Source organism: Clostridium sp. D53t1_180928_C8 (assembly GCF_015667795.1).
Taxonomy (GTDB): Bacteria; Bacillota; Clostridia; order Clostridiales; family Clostridiaceae; genus Clostridium.
The window spans coordinates 16,574-42,646 of the sequence record NZ_JADPEL010000001.1 but is presented as its reverse complement, the minus strand read 5'-3'; the positions used below and the strand labels follow the sequence as shown (position 1 = coordinate 42,646).

20 protein-coding genes and 2 tRNA genes are annotated in these 26,073 nt (G+C 26.5%); 2 read left to right on the top strand and 20 right to left on the bottom strand.

Annotated features, from left to right (window positions below):
* Positions 1 to 4 precede the first annotated feature (4 nt).
* The 6 genes from mreC to I4V51_RS00145 all read right to left on the bottom strand — a co-directional run bounded on the left by mreC (position 5) and on the right by I4V51_RS00145 (position 5,832).
* The gene (gene mreC / locus I4V51_RS00170) at positions 5 to 847 is read right to left on the bottom strand and encodes a rod shape-determining protein MreC (RefSeq protein ID WP_195986311.1); all 843 of its coding nucleotides are present in this window, start codon (positions 845 to 847) and stop codon (positions 5 to 7) included.
* Positions 847 to 1,866 carry a rod shape-determining protein gene (locus I4V51_RS00165; protein ID WP_133014034.1) on the bottom strand — a complete coding sequence of 340 codons (1,020 nt, stop codon included), beginning with the start codon at positions 1,864 to 1,866 and terminating at the stop codon, positions 847 to 849. The genes mreC and I4V51_RS00165 overlap by 1 nt, the downstream gene beginning before the upstream one ends.
* Before the next feature lie 17 nt (positions 1,867 to 1,883).
* Entirely contained in the window at positions 1,884 to 2,573 is a 690-nt protein-coding gene (gene radC / locus I4V51_RS00160) for a DNA repair protein RadC (protein ID WP_195986310.1), read from the bottom strand.
* 37 nt (positions 2,574 to 2,610) lie between these two features.
* On the bottom strand, positions 2,611 to 3,177 hold the full coding sequence (locus I4V51_RS00155; protein WP_195986309.1) for a Maf-like protein: 567 nt from the start codon (positions 3,175 to 3,177) through the stop codon (positions 2,611 to 2,613).
* 269 nt (positions 3,178 to 3,446) lie between these two features.
* Positions 3,447 to 4,256, bottom strand: a complete 810-nt coding sequence (locus I4V51_RS00150; RefSeq protein WP_195986308.1) for an SPOR domain-containing protein — start codon at positions 4,254 to 4,256, stop codon at positions 3,447 to 3,449.
* A gap of 124 nt (positions 4,257 to 4,380) precedes the next feature.
* Entirely contained in the window at positions 4,381 to 5,832 is a 1,452-nt protein-coding gene (locus tag I4V51_RS00145) for an aminoacyl-histidine dipeptidase (protein ID WP_195986307.1), read from the bottom strand.
* Positions 5,833 to 5,953: 121 nt separating this feature from the next.
* Here I4V51_RS00145 and pyk point away from each other — a divergent pair, with 121 nt between their 5' ends.
* Positions 5,954 to 7,372 carry a pyruvate kinase gene (pyk, locus tag I4V51_RS00140; RefSeq protein ID WP_195986306.1) on the top strand — a complete coding sequence of 473 codons (1,419 nt, stop codon included), beginning with the start codon at positions 5,954 to 5,956 and terminating at the stop codon, positions 7,370 to 7,372.
* 283 nt (positions 7,373 to 7,655) lie between these two features.
* Here the strand turns inward: pyk and rpsA are convergent, their stop codons facing one another.
* From rpsA to I4V51_RS00095, 9 genes are all read right to left on the bottom strand, one after another.
* Positions 7,656 to 8,798 (bottom strand): 30S ribosomal protein S1, encoded by a 1,143-nt coding sequence (rpsA, locus tag I4V51_RS00135; protein ID WP_195986305.1) that lies wholly within the window; start codon positions 8,796 to 8,798, stop codon positions 7,656 to 7,658.
* Positions 8,799 to 8,912: 114 nt separating this feature from the next.
* Complete coding sequence (locus I4V51_RS00130; RefSeq protein ID WP_195467314.1) at positions 8,913 to 9,332, bottom strand: CBS domain-containing protein; 420 nt, start codon at positions 9,330 to 9,332, stop codon at positions 8,913 to 8,915.
* Positions 9,333 to 9,438: 106 nt separating this feature from the next.
* On the bottom strand, positions 9,439 to 10,344 hold the full coding sequence (locus tag I4V51_RS00125) for a 3'-5' exonuclease (RefSeq protein ID WP_195986304.1): 906 nt from the start codon (positions 10,342 to 10,344) through the stop codon (positions 9,439 to 9,441).
* Positions 10,345 to 10,447: 103 nt separating this feature from the next.
* A complete protein-coding gene (locus I4V51_RS00120) occupies positions 10,448 to 12,244 on the bottom strand; it encodes a DNA mismatch repair protein MutS (protein WP_195986303.1) in 1,797 nt (598 codons plus the stop codon).
* A gap of 79 nt (positions 12,245 to 12,323) precedes the next feature.
* Positions 12,324 to 15,035: an AAA family ATPase gene (locus I4V51_RS00115; RefSeq protein ID WP_195986302.1), complete on the bottom strand. Its 2,712-nt coding sequence runs from the start codon at positions 15,033 to 15,035 to the stop codon at positions 12,324 to 12,326.
* The gene (locus tag I4V51_RS00110) at positions 15,025 to 16,155 is read right to left on the bottom strand and encodes a DNA repair exonuclease (protein ID WP_195986301.1); all 1,131 of its coding nucleotides are present in this window, start codon (positions 16,153 to 16,155) and stop codon (positions 15,025 to 15,027) included. Before I4V51_RS00110 ends, I4V51_RS00115 begins: the two co-directional genes overlap by 11 nt.
* 267 nt (positions 16,156 to 16,422) lie before the next feature.
* Positions 16,423 to 16,605 (bottom strand): alpha/beta-type small acid-soluble spore protein, encoded by a 183-nt coding sequence (locus I4V51_RS00105; protein ID WP_195986300.1) that lies wholly within the window; start codon positions 16,603 to 16,605, stop codon positions 16,423 to 16,425.
* A 155-nt stretch (positions 16,606 to 16,760) separates the two neighbouring features.
* Positions 16,761 to 17,015 carry a hypothetical protein gene (locus I4V51_RS00100; RefSeq protein ID WP_195986299.1) on the bottom strand — a complete coding sequence of 85 codons (255 nt, stop codon included), beginning with the start codon at positions 17,013 to 17,015 and terminating at the stop codon, positions 16,761 to 16,763.
* Between the two features lie 65 nt (positions 17,016 to 17,080).
* Positions 17,081 to 18,031 (bottom strand): PD-(D/E)XK nuclease family protein, encoded by a 951-nt coding sequence (locus tag I4V51_RS00095; protein WP_195986298.1) that lies wholly within the window; start codon positions 18,029 to 18,031, stop codon positions 17,081 to 17,083.
* 144 nt (positions 18,032 to 18,175) lie between these two features.
* On the opposite strand from I4V51_RS00095, the gene I4V51_RS00090 reads away from it, so the two are divergent.
* Complete coding sequence (locus tag I4V51_RS00090) at positions 18,176 to 19,021, top strand: phosphatase (protein ID WP_195986297.1); 846 nt, start codon at positions 18,176 to 18,178, stop codon at positions 19,019 to 19,021.
* Between the two features lie 47 nt (positions 19,022 to 19,068).
* On the opposite strand, the gene I4V51_RS00085 is transcribed toward I4V51_RS00090, so the two are convergent.
* The 5 genes from I4V51_RS00085 to I4V51_RS00065 all read right to left on the bottom strand — a co-directional run bounded on the left by I4V51_RS00085 (position 19,069) and on the right by I4V51_RS00065 (position 26,073).
* Positions 19,069 to 19,917, bottom strand: coding sequence for a PRD domain-containing protein (locus tag I4V51_RS00085; RefSeq protein WP_195986296.1), 849 nt, complete (start codon positions 19,915 to 19,917; stop codon positions 19,069 to 19,071).
* A 133-nt stretch (positions 19,918 to 20,050) separates the two neighbouring features.
* Positions 20,051 to 23,272, bottom strand: coding sequence for a sensor histidine kinase (locus tag I4V51_RS00080; protein ID WP_195986295.1), 3,222 nt, complete (start codon positions 23,270 to 23,272; stop codon positions 20,051 to 20,053).
* Positions 23,273 to 23,363: 91 nt separating this feature from the next.
* Positions 23,364 to 23,437 (bottom strand) — tRNA-Trp (locus tag I4V51_RS00075).
* A gap of 200 nt (positions 23,438 to 23,637) precedes the next feature.
* Positions 23,638 to 25,842, bottom strand: coding sequence for a DNA helicase RecQ (gene recQ / locus I4V51_RS00070; RefSeq protein WP_195986294.1), 2,205 nt, complete (start codon positions 25,840 to 25,842; stop codon positions 23,638 to 23,640).
* Positions 25,843 to 25,999: 157 nt separating this feature from the next.
* Positions 26,000 to 26,073: transfer RNA gene (locus tag I4V51_RS00065), tRNA-Trp, on the bottom strand.

The following is a 26,073-nucleotide window of genomic DNA, read 5'->3' as shown; positions in this document are numbered from 1 at the left end:
ACTTCTACTCCCCAATATTAATTTCTTCTTTAGGAACTACCACAAATAATTCTTCAAGTTTATTAAAGTCTACATAAGGTTTAACAATTGCTTTCTTCATGATTCCAACACTATCCACTTCCACTGAAGCTACTTCCCCAATTCTAATTTCTTGTGGATACATTCCGCCAAGACCTGAAGTTAAAATTACATCTCCCTCTTTTATCTCAGAATCTATTGGGATATTCGATAATATAGTTAACTTTTTATTTTTGTTATCTGTATTTCCTTGTAATATTCCTGTTGTTTCTCTAGTACTCTCTACCATAGAAGCCACAGCAATATTTTCATTTAATATAGTCTGAACAATGGAATAATTACTTTCTGCTTTAGTAACTTTTCCAACTAAGCCTACTGGAGTTATTACAACCATATCTTTTTTTATTCCACTATTGGTTCCTTTATCAATTATATAACCATTAGAAATATTTCCCCCACTATATCCAACTATATTACACCCTAAATAATTATAGTTTTGATTAGCTTGAGAATACTCAAACATTTCTCTTAATCTTGTATTTTCATCTTTCATTCTATTATATTCAATTAATTGATTTTCTAATTCTGCATTTTTAGATGCAAGTTCTTCATTCTCTTTTTTTACTTTTGAAAAATTAATAAAGAAATCAAAAGATCCCTTTAGCTTATCGTTTGCAGTATAAATTATCTTTTGTAATGGACTAATAACACTACCTACACCACTAGATATAATATTTGAATTACTTTTTAAACTGAAAATAATTATGCCTAAAAAGGCAACTGACAGTACCACTATAGTTACTGCCAGTTTATTTTTAAAAGGTTTCATTATTGACCTCTTTGAGTCTTACTTAATTCGTCAAAATTTTCTAGTGCTTTTCCTGCTCCTAAAACAACACAATCTAATGGTGTCTCAGCAATATGAACAGGCATATTTGTTTCGTGGTTTATTAATTTATCTAGCCCTTTTAGTAAAGCTCCGCCTCCAGCTAACATTATTCCTTTTTCCATTATATCAGCTGATAATTCTGGTGGAGTTTTCTCTAATGTAGTTTTTATTGATTCTATAATTGAATATACTGGCTCTTTTAATGCTTCTCTTATTTGATCTTCTGTTATTGTAACTATCTTCGGAAGACCTGTTATCATATCTCTTCCCTTGATATCCATAGAAGCATTCTCATCATCTATTTTATATGCTGATCCTAATTCCATTTTTATTTGTTCAGCTGTTCTTTCTCCGATCATTAAGCTAAACTCTTTTTTAACATACGCAATTATTGCTTGATCTAACTCATCCCCAGCAACTCTTAATGACTTGCTAGTTACTATTCCACCCAAAGAAATAATTGCTACTTCAGTAGTTCCTCCACCGATATCAACAATCATACTTCCTGTAGGCTCACCAACTGGAAGCCCTGCCCCTATAGCTGCAGCCATAGGTTCTTCCATTAAAACAACATCTCTTGCTCCAGCAAACTTTGCAGCTTCTTCAATGGCTCTTCTTTCTACTTCTGTTACTCCTGATGGGTAACATACTATTATTCTTGGACTAGTAAATGCGCTTTTACTTGTTACTTTTTCTATTAATTTCTTAAGCATTGTTTGTGCAACATCAAAGTCAGCTATAACACCATCTTTAAGAGGTCTTATTGCTACTATATTTCCAGGTGTTCTACCTATCATAAGCTTTGCTTCTTGCCCAACTGCTAGAGGTTTTCTTGTATTACTATTTATTGCTACAACTGAAGGTTCGCTTAACACTATTCCTTTACCTTTTACAAAAACAAGCGTGTTAGCTGTTCCTAAATCAATTCCCATATCTTTATTACTACTGAAAAATCCCATATGAATTCCCCTTTCAATTATATAATTCCTTTTTCCTTTAAACTAACATATTTATTATTACCAATTATAATATGATCTAACAATCCAATTCCCATAATATTACCACATTCCTTTAATCTAAGAGTTATATCAATATCCTCTTTACTTGGATTAGGGTCTCCTGATGGGTGGTTGTGACAAACTATTATATTTGCACTGCCCCTTTGAACTGCCTCTTTAAAAACTTCTCGTGGATGAACTATAGATGAGTTCAAGGTTCCCTTAAATACATCTTTAGTTCCTATTATAATATTCTTAGTATTTAATAGTATTAATTTAAATACTTCTTGCTTAAAATTGCTCATTTCATTAATTAATAATGTTGAAACATCTTTAGGTGATGAAATTTTAAAATTCTCTTTTTGAGATTTTAAGGTTTTAAACCTATTAAACAACTCCATCATGGCAATTATTTGACAAGCCTTTACTTTCTTAATACCCTTAATTTTACTTGCTTCTTCAAAACTTACATTTAAAAGTCCGTCTAAGCCATCTAGCTCTATTAGCAGTCTTCTACTTAAAGCTATGACATTTTCTCCTTTTGTACCTGTTCGTAACAATATAGCTAATAGTTCTTCGTTACTTAAACTTTCTACCCCAAACTGAAGTAATTTTTCAACTGGTCTTTCATTTAATGGTATATCACTTACTCTTATATTTCCTGCCATAAGCACTCCTTTTAAGTAATAATATCCATCCCCCAACTTATAAAATTTCTTTTATCATTTTGTTTAGTAAGTTTAATGGTAATCCGACTACATTGTAGTAACATCCATTTATACTTTTAACAAATACTCCACCAAAACCTTGTATTCCATAAGCTCCTGCTTTATCTAAACATTCTCCGGTGTCTATGTACTTCCATATTTCCTCATCTGAAAGCTCTGAAAAATAAACCTCTGTATACAGACATTCACTTTTTATTACTTTTGTACTATTATTAATAACTGTAACTCCAGAATATACTCTATGAACATTATTACTTAATGACTTAAGCATTCTAAAAGCATCATTCTTATCTTTTGGTTTTCCAAGAACATTATTATCTATAACAACTATAGTATCAGCTCCTATTATTATAGAATCCCTACTATAATTTAATGCTACAGACCTAGCTTTTCCTTCTGATAATGTTTTAACATACTTTTCTATGTCCTCATTAACACGTACTGATTCTTCATCAAAATCACTAACTCTAACTTCAAAATCCTTTATTATCCTAGATAATAACTCTTTTCTACGTTCTGAAGCTGATGCTAATACAAACTTCAAAATATCACATCCTACAGTCATTTATTAATTATTATTCCCAATTTAACGTTAGTCTTACACTTGACTTTAAAATTTAATTTAAAACACAATAAAAAAGAGGTAAATACTTGTCACCTATCTTTATTTCTAATATAGTTTATCACTTAATAGGTATTCAAACAAGCACTTTCCTCTTTTTCTATATGAATTTTTTGTAGAATATTATATAAATTTTTCTTAATTTTTAATGTATTTTTTTACATTTATTGATATTTATTCATTTATTTTTTTTATTTATTAAAGCTTAATAAAACTTTATATAAATATTGCATTTCGTTAGCTACATTTTCCTTCTTTATTTCTGCCCCTAACTCATTAATATGTTTTTTCACATCAGCTAAAACTTCATATTTATCTCCTTCTTTTATATCATCTAGTTTACTCACCCATTCCTTAAAATCTGTAGTATCTACTGATTTTACATCATCCTTAAATGCAGTATCTAATATTTCTAAATACCCATCATATATACCTGCTATTTGGCTTTCAACAGCATTACTGCTATTAAGATTAAAATCAACCTTAGCACATTCAATTCCACTAGCGGTTAGTTTATCTATAACAGCTTGACCTTCTTCTGTTGTATAAACACCTGCTAATACTTTAAACTTATCTGCATCATTATATATAAAAGCTCCATACCCACTAGAAATCTTATTAAATGTTTCTTTTGCATTGCCTTCTTCTGCAAAATATCCACACTGAATAGCTACAAAATTTGTATTAATAGTTCCTTGAGTAACTTCAGAAGCTTGTTCATTATTATTTACTTCTTTACTTACATCTGCATTTACTTGTATATCTTGTTGTTCATTTGTTGCTTCTGCATTTACATTTTCTGAATTATCACTCTGTGACTGCTCATTACTACTAGCAGCTTCACCATTAGTGGCATTATTTATCGGTAAGAAATGAATTATTACATTGGCAAGAAGTACCCCCACTATTATTACAAATGCACTCATACCAATAAATGATAGAATAAGTTTTACGATATCATTATTTTTCTTTTTCTTGTAGTTATATCTTGTATACCTCACTTTCTCATCCTCCTCAATCCTTTATTTATTATGTTTCGTATTACATTACAATATATTCATTAATACTCATTTATATACATAATAATAAAAAAAAGCGAAGACATTTCTGTCTTCACTTTTTCAACTATTTTATTTCCTTAAGTATTGCTTTTAAATATTCATAACAGTTTTTTACTGATGTAACACTCATATGCTCATCCGGTGTATGCACATCATAAAGGTTTGGTCCAAAGCTTATCATATCAAGATTACCTAACTTTTCATTAAACAATCCACATTCAACCCCTGCATGAATAGCAACTATTTTTGCTTCACTTCCATAAAGATCTTTATGAACCTTTTGGCAAATTTCCCTTATCTCTGAATTCGGATTATATTCCCATCCTGGGTAATCTGATGTAGTTGTAAATTTTCCACCTAAAAGTTCAACTATAGTTTTACTTCTTAATACTATTTCCTCCTTTAATGATGGAATAGAACTTCTTATTGCTGAATCAAATTCAACAGTAGTTTCATTAGTAGTTAAAACGCCTAAATTAGTTGAGCTTTCTACTAATCCTTCTATTTCAACACTTCTTGAGTTTATTCCATTTGGATATAAATATAATAAATCTATAACCTTACTAGTACTTTCATCATTAAATTCTTTAGTTATATTATCATTAATTACTAATCCTTCTATTTTTAATCCTGAATCTTGAGTTCTTAACTCATTAACTATAATATCATTCCAATTTTTTATTATATCTATAACTGTATTTTCATTTTTAGCATCTATAGCTATTATAGCTTCAGCTTCTCTTGGAATAGCATTATTTTTAGAACCACCATTTAAATTAACAAGATTGAACTTAACCTCTCTTGATAATCCTTTAAGCACTCTTCCTAAGATTTTATTTGAATTTCCTCTTTCTTTAATTATATCCATACCAGAGTGACCACCCTTAAGTCCTGATATGTTTATTTTAATTAACTTTTTATTATTTAAATCTTGCTTTTCTATATTAATAGTAGCTGTACTTCTTATTCCACCGGCACAACTTACTAAAAGATATCCTTCTTCTTCATTATCTAAATTTATCAATATTTTACCATCTATATGTGCTTTATTAATAGCCATAGCTCCAGACATTCCTGTTTCTTCATCTGTAGTTATTAGCACTTCTATTGGTGGATGTGGAATATCCTTTGATGCCAATATTGCCATAGCATAAGCAACCGCTATACCATTATCAGCACCTAACGTTGTATCTGTTGCATATATATAATCATCTATTATTCTTAACTTTAATGGATCTTTTTCAAAATCATGATCTACTCCATTATTTTTTTCACAGACCATATCCATGTGTCCTTGAATAATAACAGTTGGTGCATTTTCATATCCCTTTGTTCCAGGCTTTTTTATAATAACATTTAATGCCTCATCTTGAATTGATTCAAGTCCTAAGTCTTTACCAAAGTTTAATAAATAATCACTTATTCCTTTTTCATTTCCTGATCCTCTTGGAATATTTGAAATTGCTTCAAAATACTCAAAAACTTCTTTAGGTTCTAAATCTTGTAAAATTTTCATTTTTAAGTCTCCTTACTGTTTAATTATGTTAAAATAATTATATATTAATTAGTACATCATATCTATATAACAGTCAAATTATAATCTACAATTTTTATTTTAATTAAAGTGAGGTGGTTTTATGCAAAAGACTAAAATGATTTTTACAATAGGACCTTCAAGTGACAATGAAGAAATATTAACTGAATTTATAAAAATAGGCATGAATGTAGCTAGACTAAACTTTTCCCATGGAACTCATGAAACTCATAAAGATAAAATAGAATTAATAAAAAAAATTAGAACTAATTTAAACACACCAACTGCAATAATGCTAGATATTAAGGGGCCTAAAATAAGAACACATAATTTTATTAATGATGGTGTAAAATTAAAGACTGGTCAAGACTTTGCATTTGTGTGCGATAAGGAAATACTAGGTGATAATAAATCTTGTTCTATTACTTACGAAGAGCTGTACAAAGATGTAAATATTGGTGGTACGATTCTTGTTGATGACGGATTATTATCTTTTGAAATAATTGATATTCAAGGTAAAAACATAATATGTAAGGTATTAAATGATGGAATTATTAAAAATCATAAAGGTGTAAATGTTCCAAACGTTAGTATTAATTTACCTTCTGTAACAGAAAAAGATAAAGATGATTTAATTTTTGGATGTAAAATGGGCGTAGATTTTGTTGCTGCTTCATTTGTTAGAAAAGCATCAGATGTTTTAGAAATAAGAGATTTATTAAATTCTAATAACGGAAAAAATATTCAAATTATAGCTAAAATAGAAAGTCAAGAGGGAGTAAACAATATTGATCCAATATTAAGTGTTGCTGATGGTATAATGGTAGCTAGAGGTGATATGGGAGTTGAAATTCCCATAGAAAGAGTTCCTATTATCCAAAAAAATATAATAAAAAAATGTAATGAAGCTGGTAAAATTGTTATTACAGCAACTCAAATGCTTGATTCAATGATAAGAAATTCACTTCCTACAAGAGCTGAAGCATGTGATATATGTAATGCTATTTTTGATGGAACTGATGCAATTATGCTAAGTGGAGAAAGTGCTAGTGGACTATACCCAATAGAAGCCGCAAGAACTATGTCTAAAATAGCAAAGGAAACTGAAGCTCATTTAGATTATAATTATTTAAACCAAAGATTAAAGGAACCTGCTATGTATGATTTTGCTGAAGCAATAAGCTATTCTACTTGTAGAACATCTAATGTTTTGAATGCTAAGGCAATAGTTGCTGCCACTAATTCTGGCTCAACAGCAAAACTTGTTTCAAAGTATAAACCTAAGTGTCCAATAATAGCAATAACACCTCACTCTGATGTTATGAGAGGTTTAAGTTTAAACTTTGGAGTATTGCCTATTTTGTGTCAACAATTTGCTACTACAGATGATATTCTTACTGAAGCCAAAACAGTTGTTAAAAACTTAAATATAGCTCAAGAAGGTGATGACATTATAGTAGCTGCTGGTATGCCAACTAATTATACTGGTGGTACTAATATGCTTAAGATAGAAAAAGTTTAACTTAATTGCAGACTTAAGTTTTAAAGCCAGTGATAGAGAAAATTTAATGATATTACCGGAAGAAAGTATCATATAATAAGCTTTAGTATTTAATTATTACTGTAATAAAACTAGCATTAAGAAGCTGAGGCGACCATTAGGCGCTTCGAAGCTTTAGCTGGTTTTATGGAAATAATAATATAAATTCTTAGCAAAATTATATTACTTAATGTAGGTTATATCATTAATTTTCGGCATCACGGCATCTAAGCTTTAATTAGCAGTTTTATTCTTTAACCCTTACTTAAAAAAGCCCTTTAAAAAGTTCTCCAAGAGTTATCCCTTCTTCTTCATCATTATATTGCATATATTCAGTTGATCTTTCAACTGCATCTTTAATACTTAAAGATATTCTCTTATTTTCCTTGTTAACATCAAGAACTTTAACTTTAACCATTTGCCCTACTTCAAGAGCATCTGAAGGTTTAGCTATATTCTCATCAGTAATTTCATTTATGTGAACTAATCCTTCAACACCTGGGAATAATTCTACAAATGCTCCAAAAGACATGAATTTAACTACTTTTCCTTCAACTACATCTCCTGCTTTTATAGTATCAGCATGAACCTTCCAAGGTTCCTTATCAACATCTTTTAATATTAAAGATACTCTTTCATTAGTAGCATCTACATCTCCTACAAATACAGAAACTTTATCTCCTATATTTACTATATCTTCAACTCTTTTAACTCTTTGCCAAGATAAATCGTTAATATGAATTAATCCAGTAATTCCTCCAATATCTACAATAGCGCCTGCTTTAATTATTTTTTTAACTATACCTTCTCTTTTTTCTCCACTCTTTACATTTTTCCAAAGCTCTTTTTTCTTTACTTGATAAGCCTCTTCTTCCAATATTCTTCTAGAGGCAATAACTTTTCTGTTTCTTAAATCTAGTTCTGTTAACTTCACTTCAATTTCTTTTTCTAATAAAGTGCTTAACTCTATTCTTTCTCTTGAAGCTAATGAAGCTGGAATAAACACTCTAATTGAACCATAATAAGCAACTAATCCACCTTTAACTTCTTCTTTTACCAATACCTTTATAACTTCTTGATTTTTAAAAGCTTTTTTTAAATCTTCTTTTTCTGTTATTTGTAAAGCTCTTAATCTAGAAAGTTGAACATATCCTTCTCCATCATTTGGAGAAATAACGTATACATCTAATGTATCACCAGGTTTAACTACTTCTAATGGTGAAACCTCCCCTACTACTAACTCTTCTTTTGTTATTACTCCATCAAAAGCATAGTTAATGTTAACCGTAACTTCCTTTTCGTTAACATCTATTATTTGCCCCTTTAATATATCGCCTGAATTAATTTTCTTAACATCAAAATCCTTTAAAAGATTTTCCATTGAATTTTCATTTACTTTAACTGACATAATACACACTCCTTTGTAAAAACATTTCATATTTAATTTTAAGGCACCAGTAAATTTTATACAAGTAAAACAAACAAAAAAAGCTACTTCGAATTAAGTAGCTTAAATTATTCTCTATAATATTTTTTTATTTTTTTTGATTGCATTGTAACAATAATTTATTATGTCACTACGCTTTATTATTCCTATAAATATACCTTCATCATCGACTACTGGCACAAAATTCTGAGTGGTAGCTAATCTAATAATGCTTTCAACATCAGCATTAATGGAAACACTTTTATGCTTAGTTCTTATAGCTATTTCACTTACTTTAACATTTTCAGTATTTTTAAAATTAAGATTTGCAGTATTCTTTAATTTCCATAACAAATCTCCCTCTGTTAAAGTTCCAACATACCTTCCATGCTTGTCTATTAGTGGTATTGCTGTATAACCATGATGCTCCATTCGCTCAATTACTTGTCTCATTGTAGCATCTATATATTCATAAATTACCTCATTTTTAGGAGTTAAAAGAAATGCAATATTCATATCTTCTTCCTTTCCTTTAAATCATACTTTATTTTCATTTTATCATATATAAAATTTAATTGTTATATTATATTTAAATTTTAATAATTTCTTAATTAATATCTATTTAATTATAAAGCTTATGCTTTAATTTATTTTCATATCTTAAATAGTCATATTCATCTATTACAGTTGCAACTTCTTTATATATTTCCTCTCCACATAAACTCTTTCTAACAATAAGTTCATCTAAAATCTTACTATTGCACTTTGTACATTTTCCAAGGGAAATAAATCTCCATCCAACTATACTAAACGGATAGGCAATCTCTATTTTTCTTTGACACTTAGGACATATCTGATTTATTTTATCATAATTTAACTCTATACCCTCTAGAGATCTTACTTCTAATGCTGGCATTTTATAAATATCCTCTATTATATACCTTTTTATAGCTCTTGCATTATATACATTTTTAAACACATGTGCTGTATATATAGAATCATTTAAAGCGTCATGTAACGAATCTTCATTTACTTTTATCTTTAATGCTTTAAGTGCATTTTTTAAACTCAAAGATTTTCTAAACCCTAGTATCTTTGTAACATATTCTTGAATGTCTAAATAATTATTAATCCAACTTAAATCATTATATCCATAATAATTAGCATTCTTTATTATTTCAGCTATATCATCCTTAGCCCAAGAACAAATTATATCCCCTTCTTTTACCATATTTTTCAATTTGTTAAGACCTTCTATAAACCCAATTCCATTTTCTAAATCTTTTATATCTATTTTAGTTATATCTAATATTTTAGGATTTATTACTGGAATAACCGACGGTTTTATAAATACTTTTAATTCTTCACATGGTTGCATATGAGCATCTAATTTAACTGCCCCTATTTCTATTATTTCATTTACTAAATCTAACTTTTTTAGATTAGGATAATCATTATATACATTAGGAATACACTTATGTATTCCACTTAAATTATTAAACTCTAAATCTATTATTATAAAAGCCAAAATTCTCCCCCCCTTTTACTAGTTGAAAGAAAGCTATTATAAATTTATTTAAACCTTTAATAGCTTTCTTTCAACTCTTAACACAAAAAATACTTTTAAAAACTTAATCTTCTATATCAATACCAGCTAGTTTCATAAGATGTTTTGCATTTTGCGTTTCACTTTTACCTCTTCTAAGAATATAATCAAAATTAATTTTATCATTTTTATAATATTCCCTAAAATTATAGTTAACTAACCAACTTTTTTCTTTCTCCAAATTACATAGCTCTAAATCATGAGTAGAAACTAATCCAACCCCTTGAAGTTTAACAAGCTGTTCTATTAATATTCTTGCCCCATCATGTCTATCATTTGAATTAGTCCCCTTAAATATTTCATCTAATAAGAAAAATACCTTTTCTCCTGATTTTGCTGCCTCTATAACTAATTTTATCCTTAATATTTCAGCATAAAATGATGATATATTTTCTTCTAAATTATCTTGAGTCCTCATACAAGTATAAATATTACTAATTCCGCACTTAAATCCTTTTGAACAAGTTGGTAATCCTAAATAAGTTAAAATCATATTAAATCCTATAGTTCTTAAAAAAGTACTCTTTCCAGACATATTAGAGCCTGTAATTAAAGCTACTTTTTCACTACCATTAAGCTTAAAATCATTTGACTTAGCTCTTTCTCCTAATAATGGATGCGATAATTCTTTAGCTTCAATTTCATTTATACCTGATATACTAGGATAAACCCAATCTTCATGTTCAAATGCTAAAGTAGATAAACTAACTAATGCTTCTATTTCCCCCATTATTTCAAGCCATTTTTCTAATTTATACCCATTCTTAATTCTCCATTCCTCCAAATTGTAAAGAATAAAAATATCACTCATTAAAAATACATTTATTATAAGATAATAAGCATTTGATGTGCTATCACCTATCCAACTAACTATATTTTTCAACTTTTTCATCTCATTTTTACAATTTATATTAGATCCTACTAGCTCTTTTTGTAATTCTACTAATTTTTTAGACTCAAATTTTTCATCTTGTATCAATCCTAATAAGCTACTATATTTAATTATTTCTCTCTTATTTTTTATAAATGTATCTATTACACTACTTAATCTCTTGGTTAACAGCTTAATAACTAAATAATTTATCATCAAATCTAATAATAAATATGTTATTGAAATACGTCCTATAATTGATAAAAATATAATTATTGCAGTTACAGAAATAAAAATATATGATATATATTTTGTTGTGAAGCTATTTTTTTCCTCACTTTTACCCCAATTTAATAGTTCTTGAATATTCTCTTTTTTCTTATTCTCTATACTGGCTTCAAAATAAAGTTTTTCACAAAACTCCCTCTTATTAGTCAATTCTCTTATAGCCTCTTGAGCTTCTTGTATTTCATATCTTGTAGGTAAATTATTTATCATCATCTTATTTGCTAATTTTTTTCTACCAAAACTAGTTTTAGTTATATTTATCCATTGAAATAACGAATTTTTCCCAAATATATCTAAGTCACTTGAAAAGTTATGATTCCTATCTATAAATTCTTTACCTATATCATTAAATTCCTTCCATGTACTATCTAGCCTCTTTATTCCATTTTCATAGTACTTTAACATTGTTAATAATTTTTTTTTATAATTTATTTTTTCATTATGAAAAAATGCAATTACTAAAAATATAATTAATCCAAATATAAAACTAAATCCAATACCTTCAATACTATTTTTCTTATAGTAGTAATACATAGATACAAAACTTACAATAACTACTATGAAACGTATACTTGAAAATACCAAAAGCTTCTTTTCCAGTTTTTTTAATTTATCATTAACTTTATTTATATTGTTTTTATAATAATTTAACGATTTTTTCATCTACTTATTACCTCTTTAAATAAATCTACACTCTTAAGTTTAGACTATTTTTCCTATTTAATCCATATAAAATTATACTTTATAATGTTAATTTAATGTATCTATATTTTATATTACTTTTTAAAATTATATTCTCTTCCCTATGTTGACAAGTAAATATGATACATTGTTTAAAATTTTCACTAACTAAATATTTAATTGTTCTTTCTATTCTTTTATCGTCATATTGAACAAAAGCATCATCTAAATATATTGATATATCTTTATTCTTAAATATCATTTCTATAAATGCTAGTCTAAGAGATAAATTTAATTGATCATTTGCTCCATTACTTAATCTTTCTGCCTGAAAAACATTGTTTTTATTTCTAACTTTCATCTCGTAATTGTCAGCTACCATAACCTCATTATATTTTTCATCTGTAAATTTACTAAATGAATCTATTACATTTTTATTAAGTGCTGGACCAAAACTTTTTCTTATTTCTTGATATGACTCTTCTAATACATTTAAAGCAATCTTAGTTGCTTCAAACTGTTTTTCATTTTCTATTATTTTGCTCTCAACAAATTTAATTTCTTCCTCTATACTAGGTATTGTTCTCTTTCCATTAAATCTATTTTTTATTTCATTCTCAACATCTTTAATTTTCTTCTCAACATTTAACAATCTTAAATTCTTTTCTTTTATAACCGAATCTATTTCTTCCTCATTTTCATAAGAGTATTTAAAGTTGATATTAATTACATCTGCTAATTCTGCTTTTATTGAATCTATATTCTTTCCTTTTGTCAAAACTGAATATGTCTCTTCTACTGATGCTAAACTTTTATTTATTTCTGCTCTAAGCTTAAGTTTTTCTTCTAACTCATCTAAGATTTCCTCAACTTCTAAAAGATCTATATTATCAAATCCTATACTTTTTAACTTCCTCTTTACCTTCTTCTCCCTAATTTCTAATTGTTCTATTATTCTCTCTAAATTTAGCTTTAAATTCTTAAGTTCAATCTCTAAAATATCTAATCCTTTATATGATTCTTCATACTTATTAACATCCTTTATAAGCTGTTCTAAATTATCTATTCTTGAAATAGTTAAATACCTATTTATCTCTTTACCTATACTGTCATATTCATTTATAGCTTTATCTAAATCTAATAATTTTTTCTGCAAGAGCTTATCTTTAATTTTTTCATTAATTTTAATTTCAAGTTTTCTATAATCATCATATACTTTTAATTTTTTAAATAATTCCTTATAACTATCAATTTTTAATTTTTCACAATAATAATTTAAATCACTCTCTATTTCACCTATATTCTTTTTTATAGCCTCAATTTTTTTATTATGATTTTTAAAACTTTTATTAATATAAATATTGATTAATAAAATAGACATAGCTGCAAAAAATATTGTAAGTGTTATAATACTTAGTACTTTACTTTTTAAAACAACTGAAAGTACCATAGACATTATAGAAATTACTGATAAAGATAAGTAAAATATATTGTTCTTCTTAATTTCCCTATTATCTTCCACCAAACATTTTAACTCTTTTAGTTTTTCTTCATAAGTATTTAATAATGTTTCAATATCTTCCCTAAATTCACTAATTACAAAAGAATTTCCGATTATATTTTTTGCTTCTTTCTGCTTAAGAGTCAGAAATTCAATTTCATTTTCTATAGATTTATTTATATCAACCTTCTCCTTTAATAACTCTTTTCTAATTTTTAATTTTTCTAAAATACTTAATATATTTTTAGGTAATTGTTCAACATAATCATACTTATCTAACGGTGATTTTAATAAACTTATTTTTTCTTTTTTTATTCTGATTTTCTCTTTTTCTTCTTCACTTGTATCTAATATACTTAAATACAATGCATACTCTTCTCTTAATTCATTTATAAATCCATAATTTATTTCCTCATTATTATAAGTTAATATCTTATTAATATATTCTTCCTTATTTTTTAACTCTTGTTTTTTCTTAAAATATTCTGTTATTTCTTCATATTCTTTTTTTAGCTTTGTTTTTTTTAGAAACTTTTTATAAATATCTAGATTATTAATTTCATTATTTAAATTATTCTTTTCATCATTTAGATTAATTAATAACTCCTCATTCTCTAAATTATGATTTGATAGGTTATAAGCTTCATATCTTTCACTAAGTAAGTTACTATATTTTTCATTTAACAAATCTAAAGTTCCATTTTTTCTTATATTAGAAATTGTCTTTTTATATTTATTTAACTTTAAAATAGCAACATCTGCTGATACTTGTCCTTCTTCTATTCCTATGGAGTTAGATATTTTATCTATTATTTCTTCTTCCTTATCTTTTCTTACTTCAACTCCTAATTGTCCAATAAATAAAGTATTTACAAAAGTTGCTCTATTTATATTAAAAAAGTATTTTCCTGGTTCTTCTTTTGAAATATAATTTATCTCTTCTCCACTAATAGCATCTATTATATAACTAGTATCTTCTTTTTTACTTTTTCCAAAGGTTCTTCTAATTATATATTCCTGCCTTCTAAATTCTACACATAATTCTCCACTAATAGTTTCACCTGTAATTGGCGTATATTTAAGTCGTTCATTTTGTTTATAATCTTTTCCCTTATAATTTGACATACCATATAACCAAATTTTTATAAATGCTTGAATAGTACTTTTTCCAGCCTCATTTTCTCCATATATTATATTTATACCGTTATTTAAATTTATTACTTTGTCTTTTAAACCACCAAATGCAATAATATTTATACTTTTAATAATCATTTAAATTCACCTCTTCTTCTGAAAGGGCTTTAATTCCTATCTTTAAGGCTAATTCTAATATTTCTTTTTCATCATCATTTGCATTATTAATTTTATTAAACATACTTTCTATAAATTTTCCTTTTATAGAATAATCTCTACTTAATTCCTCTAAATCAATAGCTATACTAGTATCATTAACAATCTTAATATAATAAAATTTATTCTTTAATTTTTCCATTAATATACTTTCATTTAAAGTAAAGTGCTCTTTTATTTGTCCTTTTAATATTATTTTATAAAAGTTTTTCTTAATATCTTCACTATCTATTACTTCTATTATTTTAAATATAACCTCATCATAAGTATTAGTATTACTTATATCAATTTCCTTTATAACATATTCTCTTTTACTAGTTTTAATAAACTTTAAATCAGTTCCGCCTTTATATACATCTCCAATTATAACTCCCTTTTCCCCATCTTCATCAAAACCTCTTCCTTGAGGACATCCGCTATATGCATAACTAGTTCTTCCTTCTTTTAATATGCCTGAGAATTTATGTCTATGCCCTAATGCAATATAATCAATATTAGATTTATATATATCATTTATATATATAGGATTATATTGATTCTTACTATTCCCTGATACTATCTCTCCATGAATTAACATAATATTTATTTTATCTTTCTCTTCATTAACTTCTCTTAATAAAGTTTTCTCTTCATAATTATTTCTGAATCCTGCACCCCATACAATTAAATTTAATTCTTCAACTTCTTTAAATCTCATACTTCCATTAAAAATATGAACATTTTCTGGCCATTTTATCATTCTATAAAAGGATTTTTCATTATATGGATCATGGTTTCCAGGTGAAATAAAAACTTTAACATTTTCTATCCTTTTTATTTGATTTGATATAAAAAATAAGGTGTTTTTATTCACTGTTAAATTATCAAAAACATCACCAGCAATAAGTAATACCTCTACATTTTCATTTATAGTTAAATCTATTATACTTTTAAATACTTGTAATAATTCTTCTTTACTTGCTTGAGAAGTTTCTTTGTTTAACTCCTTAAATGGCGTATCAAAATGTAAGTCTGCACAATGTAAAATTTTAACCTTATTCATAATATCACCTACTATACGAACTTTTGTTCATATTTTAACATAAATTACCTTAGTTATAAAGTATCTCATATTCATGTGCATTTAACGCTATTTTAAAATTTACAAATAGAAAAAGAGATATATTATTGTAGAGAATTCTACTTTAATATATCTCTCTTCCTTTTGAATGATAGATTAAATTTCAGGTGGTGTATCACCCATAACAGTACTCACCCTCTCGAAGTATTGTTTCCTTTAACCTGTCTGATTGTGGCCGTTAGTGGTGGATTATTTTAATCCACTTTCGTATTGTTCTACCATTCTTTTAACCATTTCACCACCTACGGAACCACATTGTCTAGATGTTAAGTTACCATTGTAATCTGTAAATGGTACTCCCATTTCTGATGCAACTTCGTTCTTGAATGCACTTAATCCTTGTTTTGCTTCTGGAACTAATGTTTTTGACATAATCGATTCCTCCTCTGGTTAGCGGTAATTTTGTAAACTCAACTCAAATATTTGTTTCACATTTAAGTTGTTTCTGTTTACACTATTATATTAACCAGTATAGGTTTTTATATAACAAGTAAATAATACCTCTGTTTTATTATTTTGGTTTATTTTTAATTAGTTTCCTTATCAGAAGTTTGCTTAACCTTTTTCACTATAAAGTCTCTACCAATAGCAATTAATATTCCTATTTGAAAGGATAAAGAAACTGATATAATTTGCAAATAATTTATCTTACTAGTTTTATAAATTAGTATTGTTTCAATAATCCAAACAATACTAGCCATTAAGGAAGCCTTTTTTCCACCAATAATAGAACAAATAACAATACTAAAAAAAATCATACCTTGAATTTGAATAAAACTCATACTTCACCTCTATACTTAAATTCAATAATTAAACTCTTTTTAAGTTCTATCCAACTTCTATTTTTTTAAACACTATCATCTTCACATAACATTCTAAATTTACAATTTGCACATTTATAAGTTTTAAATGTCTTTTGAAATTCTTCCTTTTTCTTTGCCTTATTCAAATTTATATCATCAAGGTAATAATTTATTATTTTTAAATCATTTAAAACCTTACTTTTTATATATTCAATATCTTCTAATTTAAATAATATTTCTTCCGCATATCCATCTAATAAATATTCTATTCTTCCTTTTATTCTAGAATAATGTACACCATACTGCTCCATTACATACCAAGCATATACTAATAACTGTTCCTTATCACTATTTGATATTTTTCCTGTTTTCCAATCTACAATTACATAATAACCCTCATAATCTTTATATAATAAATCTATTTTGGAGTATACTTTTAACCCTTCATAATTAATACTACTAAATATATCTTCATCATTTTCTATTATTACAGTATCTTTATTCAAAATTTCTTCAAAGGTTTTTGACACATAAAAATTATTTACACATTGACTTAACCTTTCCTTTAACTCATTTCCAATTTGTTTTGATATTTTTTCACCATAATAATATTCTTGAAGCATTATTCCTTTAGGATACTCATCCCATTCTTTAGTATTATATTTCTGTATACTTTCTCGTATAATATTTCTTAATTTATTTAAAGTAATTTCATTAAATCTTGTAGCATTCATAAACTTTGTTTTATCTTTTTTACATATATTTATTATTCCCTTAATTTCTCTATGAACAACATCCCCAAAACACATCCATAAGTTGCTTAACTTTTTTAATCTCCATGCTATTTTCTGTTCATATGTACTGGTATAAATCCACCCATTATGACTTCCATAATACGTATAATAATAATCTCTTTCACAATTTTCTAATGTTTTCATTTTAGATATAGACCATGACTTTTCTGGATATTTTCTCTCTTGATAAGTATCACTCATTATATCTCTCCTGTTAATTATTATATTAATATTTTTGCCATATTAATAATAGTATAAATCATATATTAAAGATTTTAGAATAAATTTGTTTGTTACAACAAAAAATATTAACAAGACAAATAAAATGTTGGAGGTCTTTAATTTATGAAGCAATTTATTTTTAAATCATCTATCTTTATTTCCCTTGCATTTTTAAGTTTCAATTTACTATCAGCTTCCCCATTTAGTTCTATATGTAATAATAAAAACCAAACATTAATTATTAGAGATAGTACTTCAAAAGCTGGTTTACCTGATAGATTTAGAGATATTCCTAATTTAAATTTTTCTGGTAGTGCTCAATTTACATCTGAACAAGTAGAAAATTTAAAAAATTCTATAAATAAACCTAATATATGTATTATTGATTTAAGACAAGAATCTCATGGTTTAATTAATGATTATGCTATAAGTTTCTTTAATTCTAATAAGGATTTAAATAATGGATTCACTACAGAACAAACAATAAAAACAGAAAATGATCTTTTATCTAAAATAAAAATTGATGAACCTTTAAGTATTTGTAAAAAAACAGGCATGCTTTTTAAAGAGATAAATGTAGATTTCGTTAGCAATGAATCTTCTGCAGTTACTAAAGCTGGAATGGAATATAAAAGATATGCAGTTAAAGATAATGGAGCACCTACACCTGAAATTGTAGATGAATTTATAGAATTTATTAAATCAAAACCTTCTGATTTACACCTTCATTTTCATTGCGATGCTGGCGAAGGCAGAACAACTACATTTATGTCAATGTATCAAATATTAATGAATAATACTAACTTATCATTAGAACAAATAATATCTTATCAGTATAATGTTGGTGGTGTTAATCTTCATGATGATAAAGATCAATTTGAATTTTTAGAAGATTTTTATAGATATGTTGAAGAAAATAAGTCTAATAATTATACAACCTCTTATTCTGACTGGATAAAACAAGCTTAAATAAATAGCCCTAAGCTAATATGCTTAGGGCTATTACTCTATAACTTTCACTTTTTTTCTCTTGCAACAGATATAACTCTTTGTATATGCATAGTTAAATATACAAACTCATCATCATTTACTTCATAATCATTATGTGTAGCTATATATTCCCCTATCTTTTTAGCACATCTATACGCTTCTGGATAAGTTTTTGATATAACTTCTACAAAATTGGAATCGGTACTAGTATGTTGATTGTTATTAACGATTCTTTTTGCAAAATATTTTAGATGAGTTAATAATCTATCATAATTTAAATCATCTTCATCTAATTCTATAGCAAAATAATACTTAATAATATTTAATATATCTTTTATTATTTTAGTTGATTCCACTGATTTCATTGTAGTTTCTTTATAACTTGCATTTACAAAATGTAATGCTATAAATCCAGCTTCATCCTCTGGAAGCTTAATATTTAATCTTTTATTTATATAATCAACAGCCCATAACGAAACTCTAAATTCTGTTCGATGAACTCTTCTTATTTCATTTAATAATTCATTCTTTATAGTAATTCCATTTTTAAATCTTTTTACAGCAAAAGCTATGTGATCTGCTAATGAAACATAAATTTGTTTGTCTAATTCCACATTTAATTCAACTATTGCATAAGTTATAATTTCATCAGTTAGTTCAAATATTCCATCCGGAATTTGATTAATCAGTTTTTTTATCTTATTTCCTAAATTCTCATCATCTACTATAAATGTTTTTTCTATTTTTTTGCCATCAATTAATTGACCAGGCTTTTTATTAAACGCTATACCACTTCCCATAAGAATTACTTCTTTCTTGGTTGTAGGATCTATTGAAACAACTACATTATTATTTAAAACTTTTTCAACTATCATACTTTTGCTCCTTGCCTTATGGTACTAAAAAGATAGCCTAAACTCAGATTACTCTCAATTTAGGCATAATATAATTTTAACATTATAAATATTTGCTTGTCAATTAAATGAATATTATCTATCATATCCCAAATTATGGTTGTTTTTCTGGCAATCTTATGGTAAATTCACTTCCCTCTCCTAATTTACTCTTTACTAACAACTTCCCATTATGTAACTCAATTATTTGTTTGCTTAGACTTAAACCTATTCCACTTCCGCCAAACTCTTCTGATTTTTTATTATATGCCTGTCCAAATCTATCAAATATAGCTTCAATGTCTTTTTCATCTATTCCAATTCCATTATCTCTTATTTTTACATTAACAAAGCCATTTTCTTCATTAATTATTATTTCTATTCTTCCCCCATTATTAGTAAACTTAGCTGCATTACCTAATATATTAACTATACATTTTTCAATTTCTCCAGTATCACACTCAATTACTTTCTCTTCTATTTCAGGATCTATAATTAATTCAATTCCTTTACTTTCAATAAAATCCTTCATTGATAACGCTAACTCTTCAACTAAATAAACAATATCATTATTAGTTATATCTAACCTATACATACCTGCTTCTATCTTAGTAGTATCTATAATATCATTTATTAATTTTAGTAATCTCTTAGAATTTCCCCTTAAGGCATCCATATAGTTATTTAATTTTTCCTTATTAATATGATCATCCTTTTTATTTAATGCTGTTATTAATTGCTCTATAGATAAAATAACATTCAATGGTGTTCTTAATTCATGAGATAAGTTTATGAAGTAATTATTTTTTCTCTTTTCTTGACTTATTAACTTTTCATATAGAATTCTATTTTCTATTAATTTATTGTTTAACTCTATAGTTCTTTCTTCGACAAGCCCATTTAATATATTTACTCTATTCCATCTTCTATATACTATAAATGCTATCATAAATATATAAATAACAAATGCAGTCTTTGTCATAAATATTGGTGGTTCCTTAATTATTTTTATACTTCTTACCTTGCTAATATCTCCTGAGGAGCTCATTGCTAAAACTAAAAAATTATAATTTCCAGCTGATAAATTATTATAACTTACATAATTTCTATTTTCAGCATCTATCCATGATTCGTCTATACCTTCCATCTTATAATAATATTTTATTTTAGAAGTATTTCTATAATCAGGTAAAAAATATTGTATTTGTATGCTATTGTTGTCTCTGTTAATTTTAATTACATCATCAAAACTAGTACTTTCACCATCAATTTTCACATTACTAATATTCACAATATTACTTATAATATTCTCTTTATAGTCTTTTGGATAGAAACTATTTAATCCTCTTATTCCGCCAAAGAACATTTCTCCATCCTTAGCTTTAAAATATGAATATCCATTAAATTCGTTACCTTGTAATCCATCACTTATGCTAAAATTTATAAATTTTCCTTTATTAACATCATATTTAGATAATCCATAATTAGTACTAACCCATGGATTATTTTCTTCATCAAATAATATCCCATATACAAAATTATTTGCTAGTCCATCTTCCTCTGTATATTGAGTAAATTTATTTTCATTTTTATTAAATTTATTTAATCCATAATTAGTCGCTATCCATATGTTACCAAACCCATCACCATTAATATCTTTTATTGAATTATGTGATATTCCATTTTCATCACTACTTTTATAGTTTATTAATTCTCCTGTTAATTTATTGTATCTTAATAACCCACCTTCAACACTCATTCCAATCCATATTTCACCATCATCATCCTCATATACACTTGAAACTAAAGTCTCATTAATTCCACTATCTTTAAATATATTATTTAAATTTTTCAATTCATAATCATTATTTAAAGTATATAACCCACCCCTAGAACCTATCCAAACCAAGTTATCATTATCAATAAATATTTCTCTTATTTTACTCCTATCACTGTCAAATTCACTATCACTTTCTAAATATCTATATATTTCTTTTTTGTCTTTATCAATAATATTTATACCATTATTAGTTCCTATAAATATCTTATTTCCATATCCATTTATAACTGTTATATCTTTAGATGTTAATAGGCTATTTAATTCCCCATCCTTATCTAACCTATATACCTTATCATTTTCTTTATCTATTATGTTTATTCCTTCATCATTAGTTCCAACCCAAATATACCCATCATTATCCTTATAAATGCCCATTATCATATTACTTTTCAATGTATTATCATTAAATGGATCGTTTTTATATGTAGTAAAAATATCATTAAGATTAAACAAACATAATCCATCATATGTACCTATCCATAAGGTTCCTAACTTCGACTCACATATACTTATAACCCTATCATTAACAAGAGTACTAGTATCATAAATTTTCGAATTATAAACAGTAAATTTATTTGTTTTTTCATCAAGCTTAGCTAGTCCATTATCTGTACAAATCCACATATCTCCATTTGAATCTCTTATAATACTTTTTATATAATCTGATGGAATGGAGTCCTTCTCATTAGGATTATTTCTAAAAATTATACTCTCTTCAGTTTTAGTATTAACTTTATTTAATCCACCACCACTTGTTGACACCCATAATATATTATTTTTATCCATATATAAATCATATATTGAATTATTGCTTATTAATTTCTTTTCATCTGTACTTGTATATTTAATTATTTCACCAGTATTCTCATTATATTTATTTAATCCTTTATCAGTTGCAATCCAATATACATTATTACTATCTTCTACAATACTATATATTGACTGACTAGTTAAAACATTATAACTATTAGAATAAAGAACTCTAGTAAAAGTATCACTATTTTTATCATATAAATTTAATCCATCAGCTGTAGATATCCACATTCTTTCTTTTGAATCTATAAATATTTCGCATATATTTCCATTTGATATACTTCCATTTTTCCCATCAGCTAAATAGTTTTTTACTTCGCCGGTTTTTCTATTTAGCCTATTTAATCCAGTAGTTGTTCCAACCCATAGGTACCCATCACTATCTTCTTCTATAGCAACAATAATATCTCCTGATATACTATCCTTATTTCTATTTTTACCTTTATACTTATATACTTCAAAATTGGTACCATCATATTTATTTAAACCGTTATCAGTCCCAAACCACATATATCCATCTGAGTCCTGATATATATATTCTACTGTTGTTTGAGATAATCCATCTTCAACAGTAATTCTTTTGAAATTAATTCCTCCGTTATTACTATCTGCAAACACTAGATTTCTATTTACTATAAATAGAATGAATATAGCAAATATAATCTTCTTAAGTTTATTAATCATCCATTTTCCCCCATAACTTTCGCCATAATTATACCATACTTTTTTTAAATTTTTATATACAAAAAAGACTTAGCAAACCTTGCTAAGTCTTTGGCAGGGGTACTAGGAATCGAACCTAGCCTAATAGTTTTGGAGACTACTGTACTACCGATATACGATACCCCTTCAACAGTAATCATTCTATCATGTTAACATAATAATTGTCAACTAAAACTTTTATTTACTGTCTATATATTGTAATACACCTTACCTATTTTTAGCTTATAGCTAACATAGTCAATACTTCTAAACTATATGCTCTAGACGTATAATAACATCTGGTCTTCATCTGTAGTTAAAAATACATATAAAGGTTATAAGTAAGTTTATAAGTAAATCTCATTAATTACCTTCTTTAATACTATTGCTCTTATAGAATCATAGCTAATTTCCTGTGGAACAACCTCCTTAATAGACTTTAATTTATTGTATCCAACCTCATCTATAGCTTTTAAAACTATTTTTTCTTGTTCATCATTAAAAAACTCATCAAAAGGTATTTTAAAATCTACTTTATTTCCTTCAGAAATATATTGCTGAATATGCCCCATAACTGTAACTAAAGCTAATTCCCTTTCTTTAACTACTTCTCTAATAGATTTACCAGCTCTAATATAATCTACAGTTATATAATGTGATTTTACTTTTTCTTCACCATTTTTATTTTTCTCTTTTTTATTTTTATTTTCTTCATTATCTAAAATATCATCAAAAGATATATTGTTATTATTTTTAGCCTTATTAAAATTCCAAGTAACCTCTATATTTTTTTCTTCTATATACTTTTTTATTTTACTCATAAACTTTTCACCATATTTATTAAGTTTAGAATTTCCGACTCCACTTATATCCAAGAATTGTTCTTTTGTTACTGGCATTCTATTACTAAGCTCTTTTAATGTAGCATCTCCAAATATCATATATGGCGGAATTTTTTCATCCCTAGAAATATCCATTCTTAATTCTTTTAATATAGTAAATAGTTCATTCTCTTCTATTTTTATCTTCTTAACCACTTGTTCTTTAACAAATACTTTTCTTTCTCCTTTAACTATTTCCATAGATAGCTGATTTAATGTTAAAACAGGATATTCACCTTTGTAATTTAAAAACCCATGTGAAATTAACATATTTATAAATTCTGTTAATGTATCCTTAGTGTAATTTTTAACTATTCCATAGGTAGACAATTCATCAAATCCAAGCTCATAAACCTTTTTATTTTTTGATCCTCTTAAAACATCTACTACCATTCCTATACCAAATCTTTGATTCATTCTATAAACACAAGATATAACCTTTTGAGCATCAACACTTTTATCTACTAACTCACCTGGTGCCTCACAATTACTACAGTTATTACACTTATCATCATATTCTTCTCCAAAATAATTAAGTATAAATTTTCTATAGCAATCTTGTGTATAAACTAAATTTATCATAGTCTGTAATTTAGAAAGTTCGTTTTCTTTTCTTACACTATTTTCTGTTGCTGTTTCAATAATATACTTCTGAGTCTGAACATCTCCTGGTGAAAATAGCATTATACACTCACTTTCTTCACCATCTCTTCCTGCTCTACCTATCTCTTGATAATACCCTTCAATATTCTTTGGCATATTATAATGTATTACATACCTAACATTAGATTTATCTATTCCCATACCAAAAGCATTAGTAGCAATTATTATATTGCATTTGTCATATATAAAGCTTTCTTGAGCTTCTTTTCTATATTCATCGCTAAGTCCAGCATGATACTTTTCTACTTGTAATCCTCTTGATATTAATAAATCATAAAGGCCATCAACTTCTTTTCTAGTTGATGCATATATTATTCCTGATTCATCCTTATTATTATTTATATAATCTAAAATATAATTTTTCTTATTTACGCCTTTTTCTATAGTAATCTTCAAATTCTTTCTATCAAATCCTGATATAAATACTCTAGGATTATTTAATTCAAGAAGTTTTATTATGTCTTCTCTAACCTCACTAGTAGCTGTAGCTGTAAATGCTGTAACAATAGGTCTATTTCTTAAAATCGATATCACTCTACTTATTCTTCTATAACTGCTTCTAAAATCATGTCCCCATTGTGAAACACAATGAGCCTCATCTATAGCCACCATTGAAATATTAATACTAGCTATAAGCTCTAAAAAAGCTTGTGATTCTAATCTTTCTGGAGCAACATATAATATTTTAATTTCATTTCGTGCAGCTGCATCTAAAATATTGTTTATTTCTATACTGCTTAATGAAGAATTAATATAAGCTGAATTAATTCCCAAGTTATTTATATTATCTACCTGGTCCTTCATAAGAGAAATTAATGGTGATATAACTAGTGTTATTCCATCTAATATTAATGCGGGAACTTGGTAACAAATAGATTTACCTCCTCCCGTTGGCATGATAGTTAAAACATCATTTCCATTTAATATTTCTCTTATTATTTCTTCCTGACCATCCCTAAATGAACTGTATCCATAATATTGTTTTAATATATCTAATGCCCTATCCATAACTTCTCCTTTACATTACAATTATATATCATTATTTTAAAGTATTAACTCAATTATTAAACTCATTCAAACATTTGTTCTATTTGTATAAACCCACAAATTTTTATATTATAAAAAAATATAAAAAAAACTAGCAAGATAATCTTACTAGTTTCTTTGGCAGGGGTACTAGGAATCGAACCTAGCCTAATAGTTTTGGAGACTACTGTACTACCGATATACGATACCCCT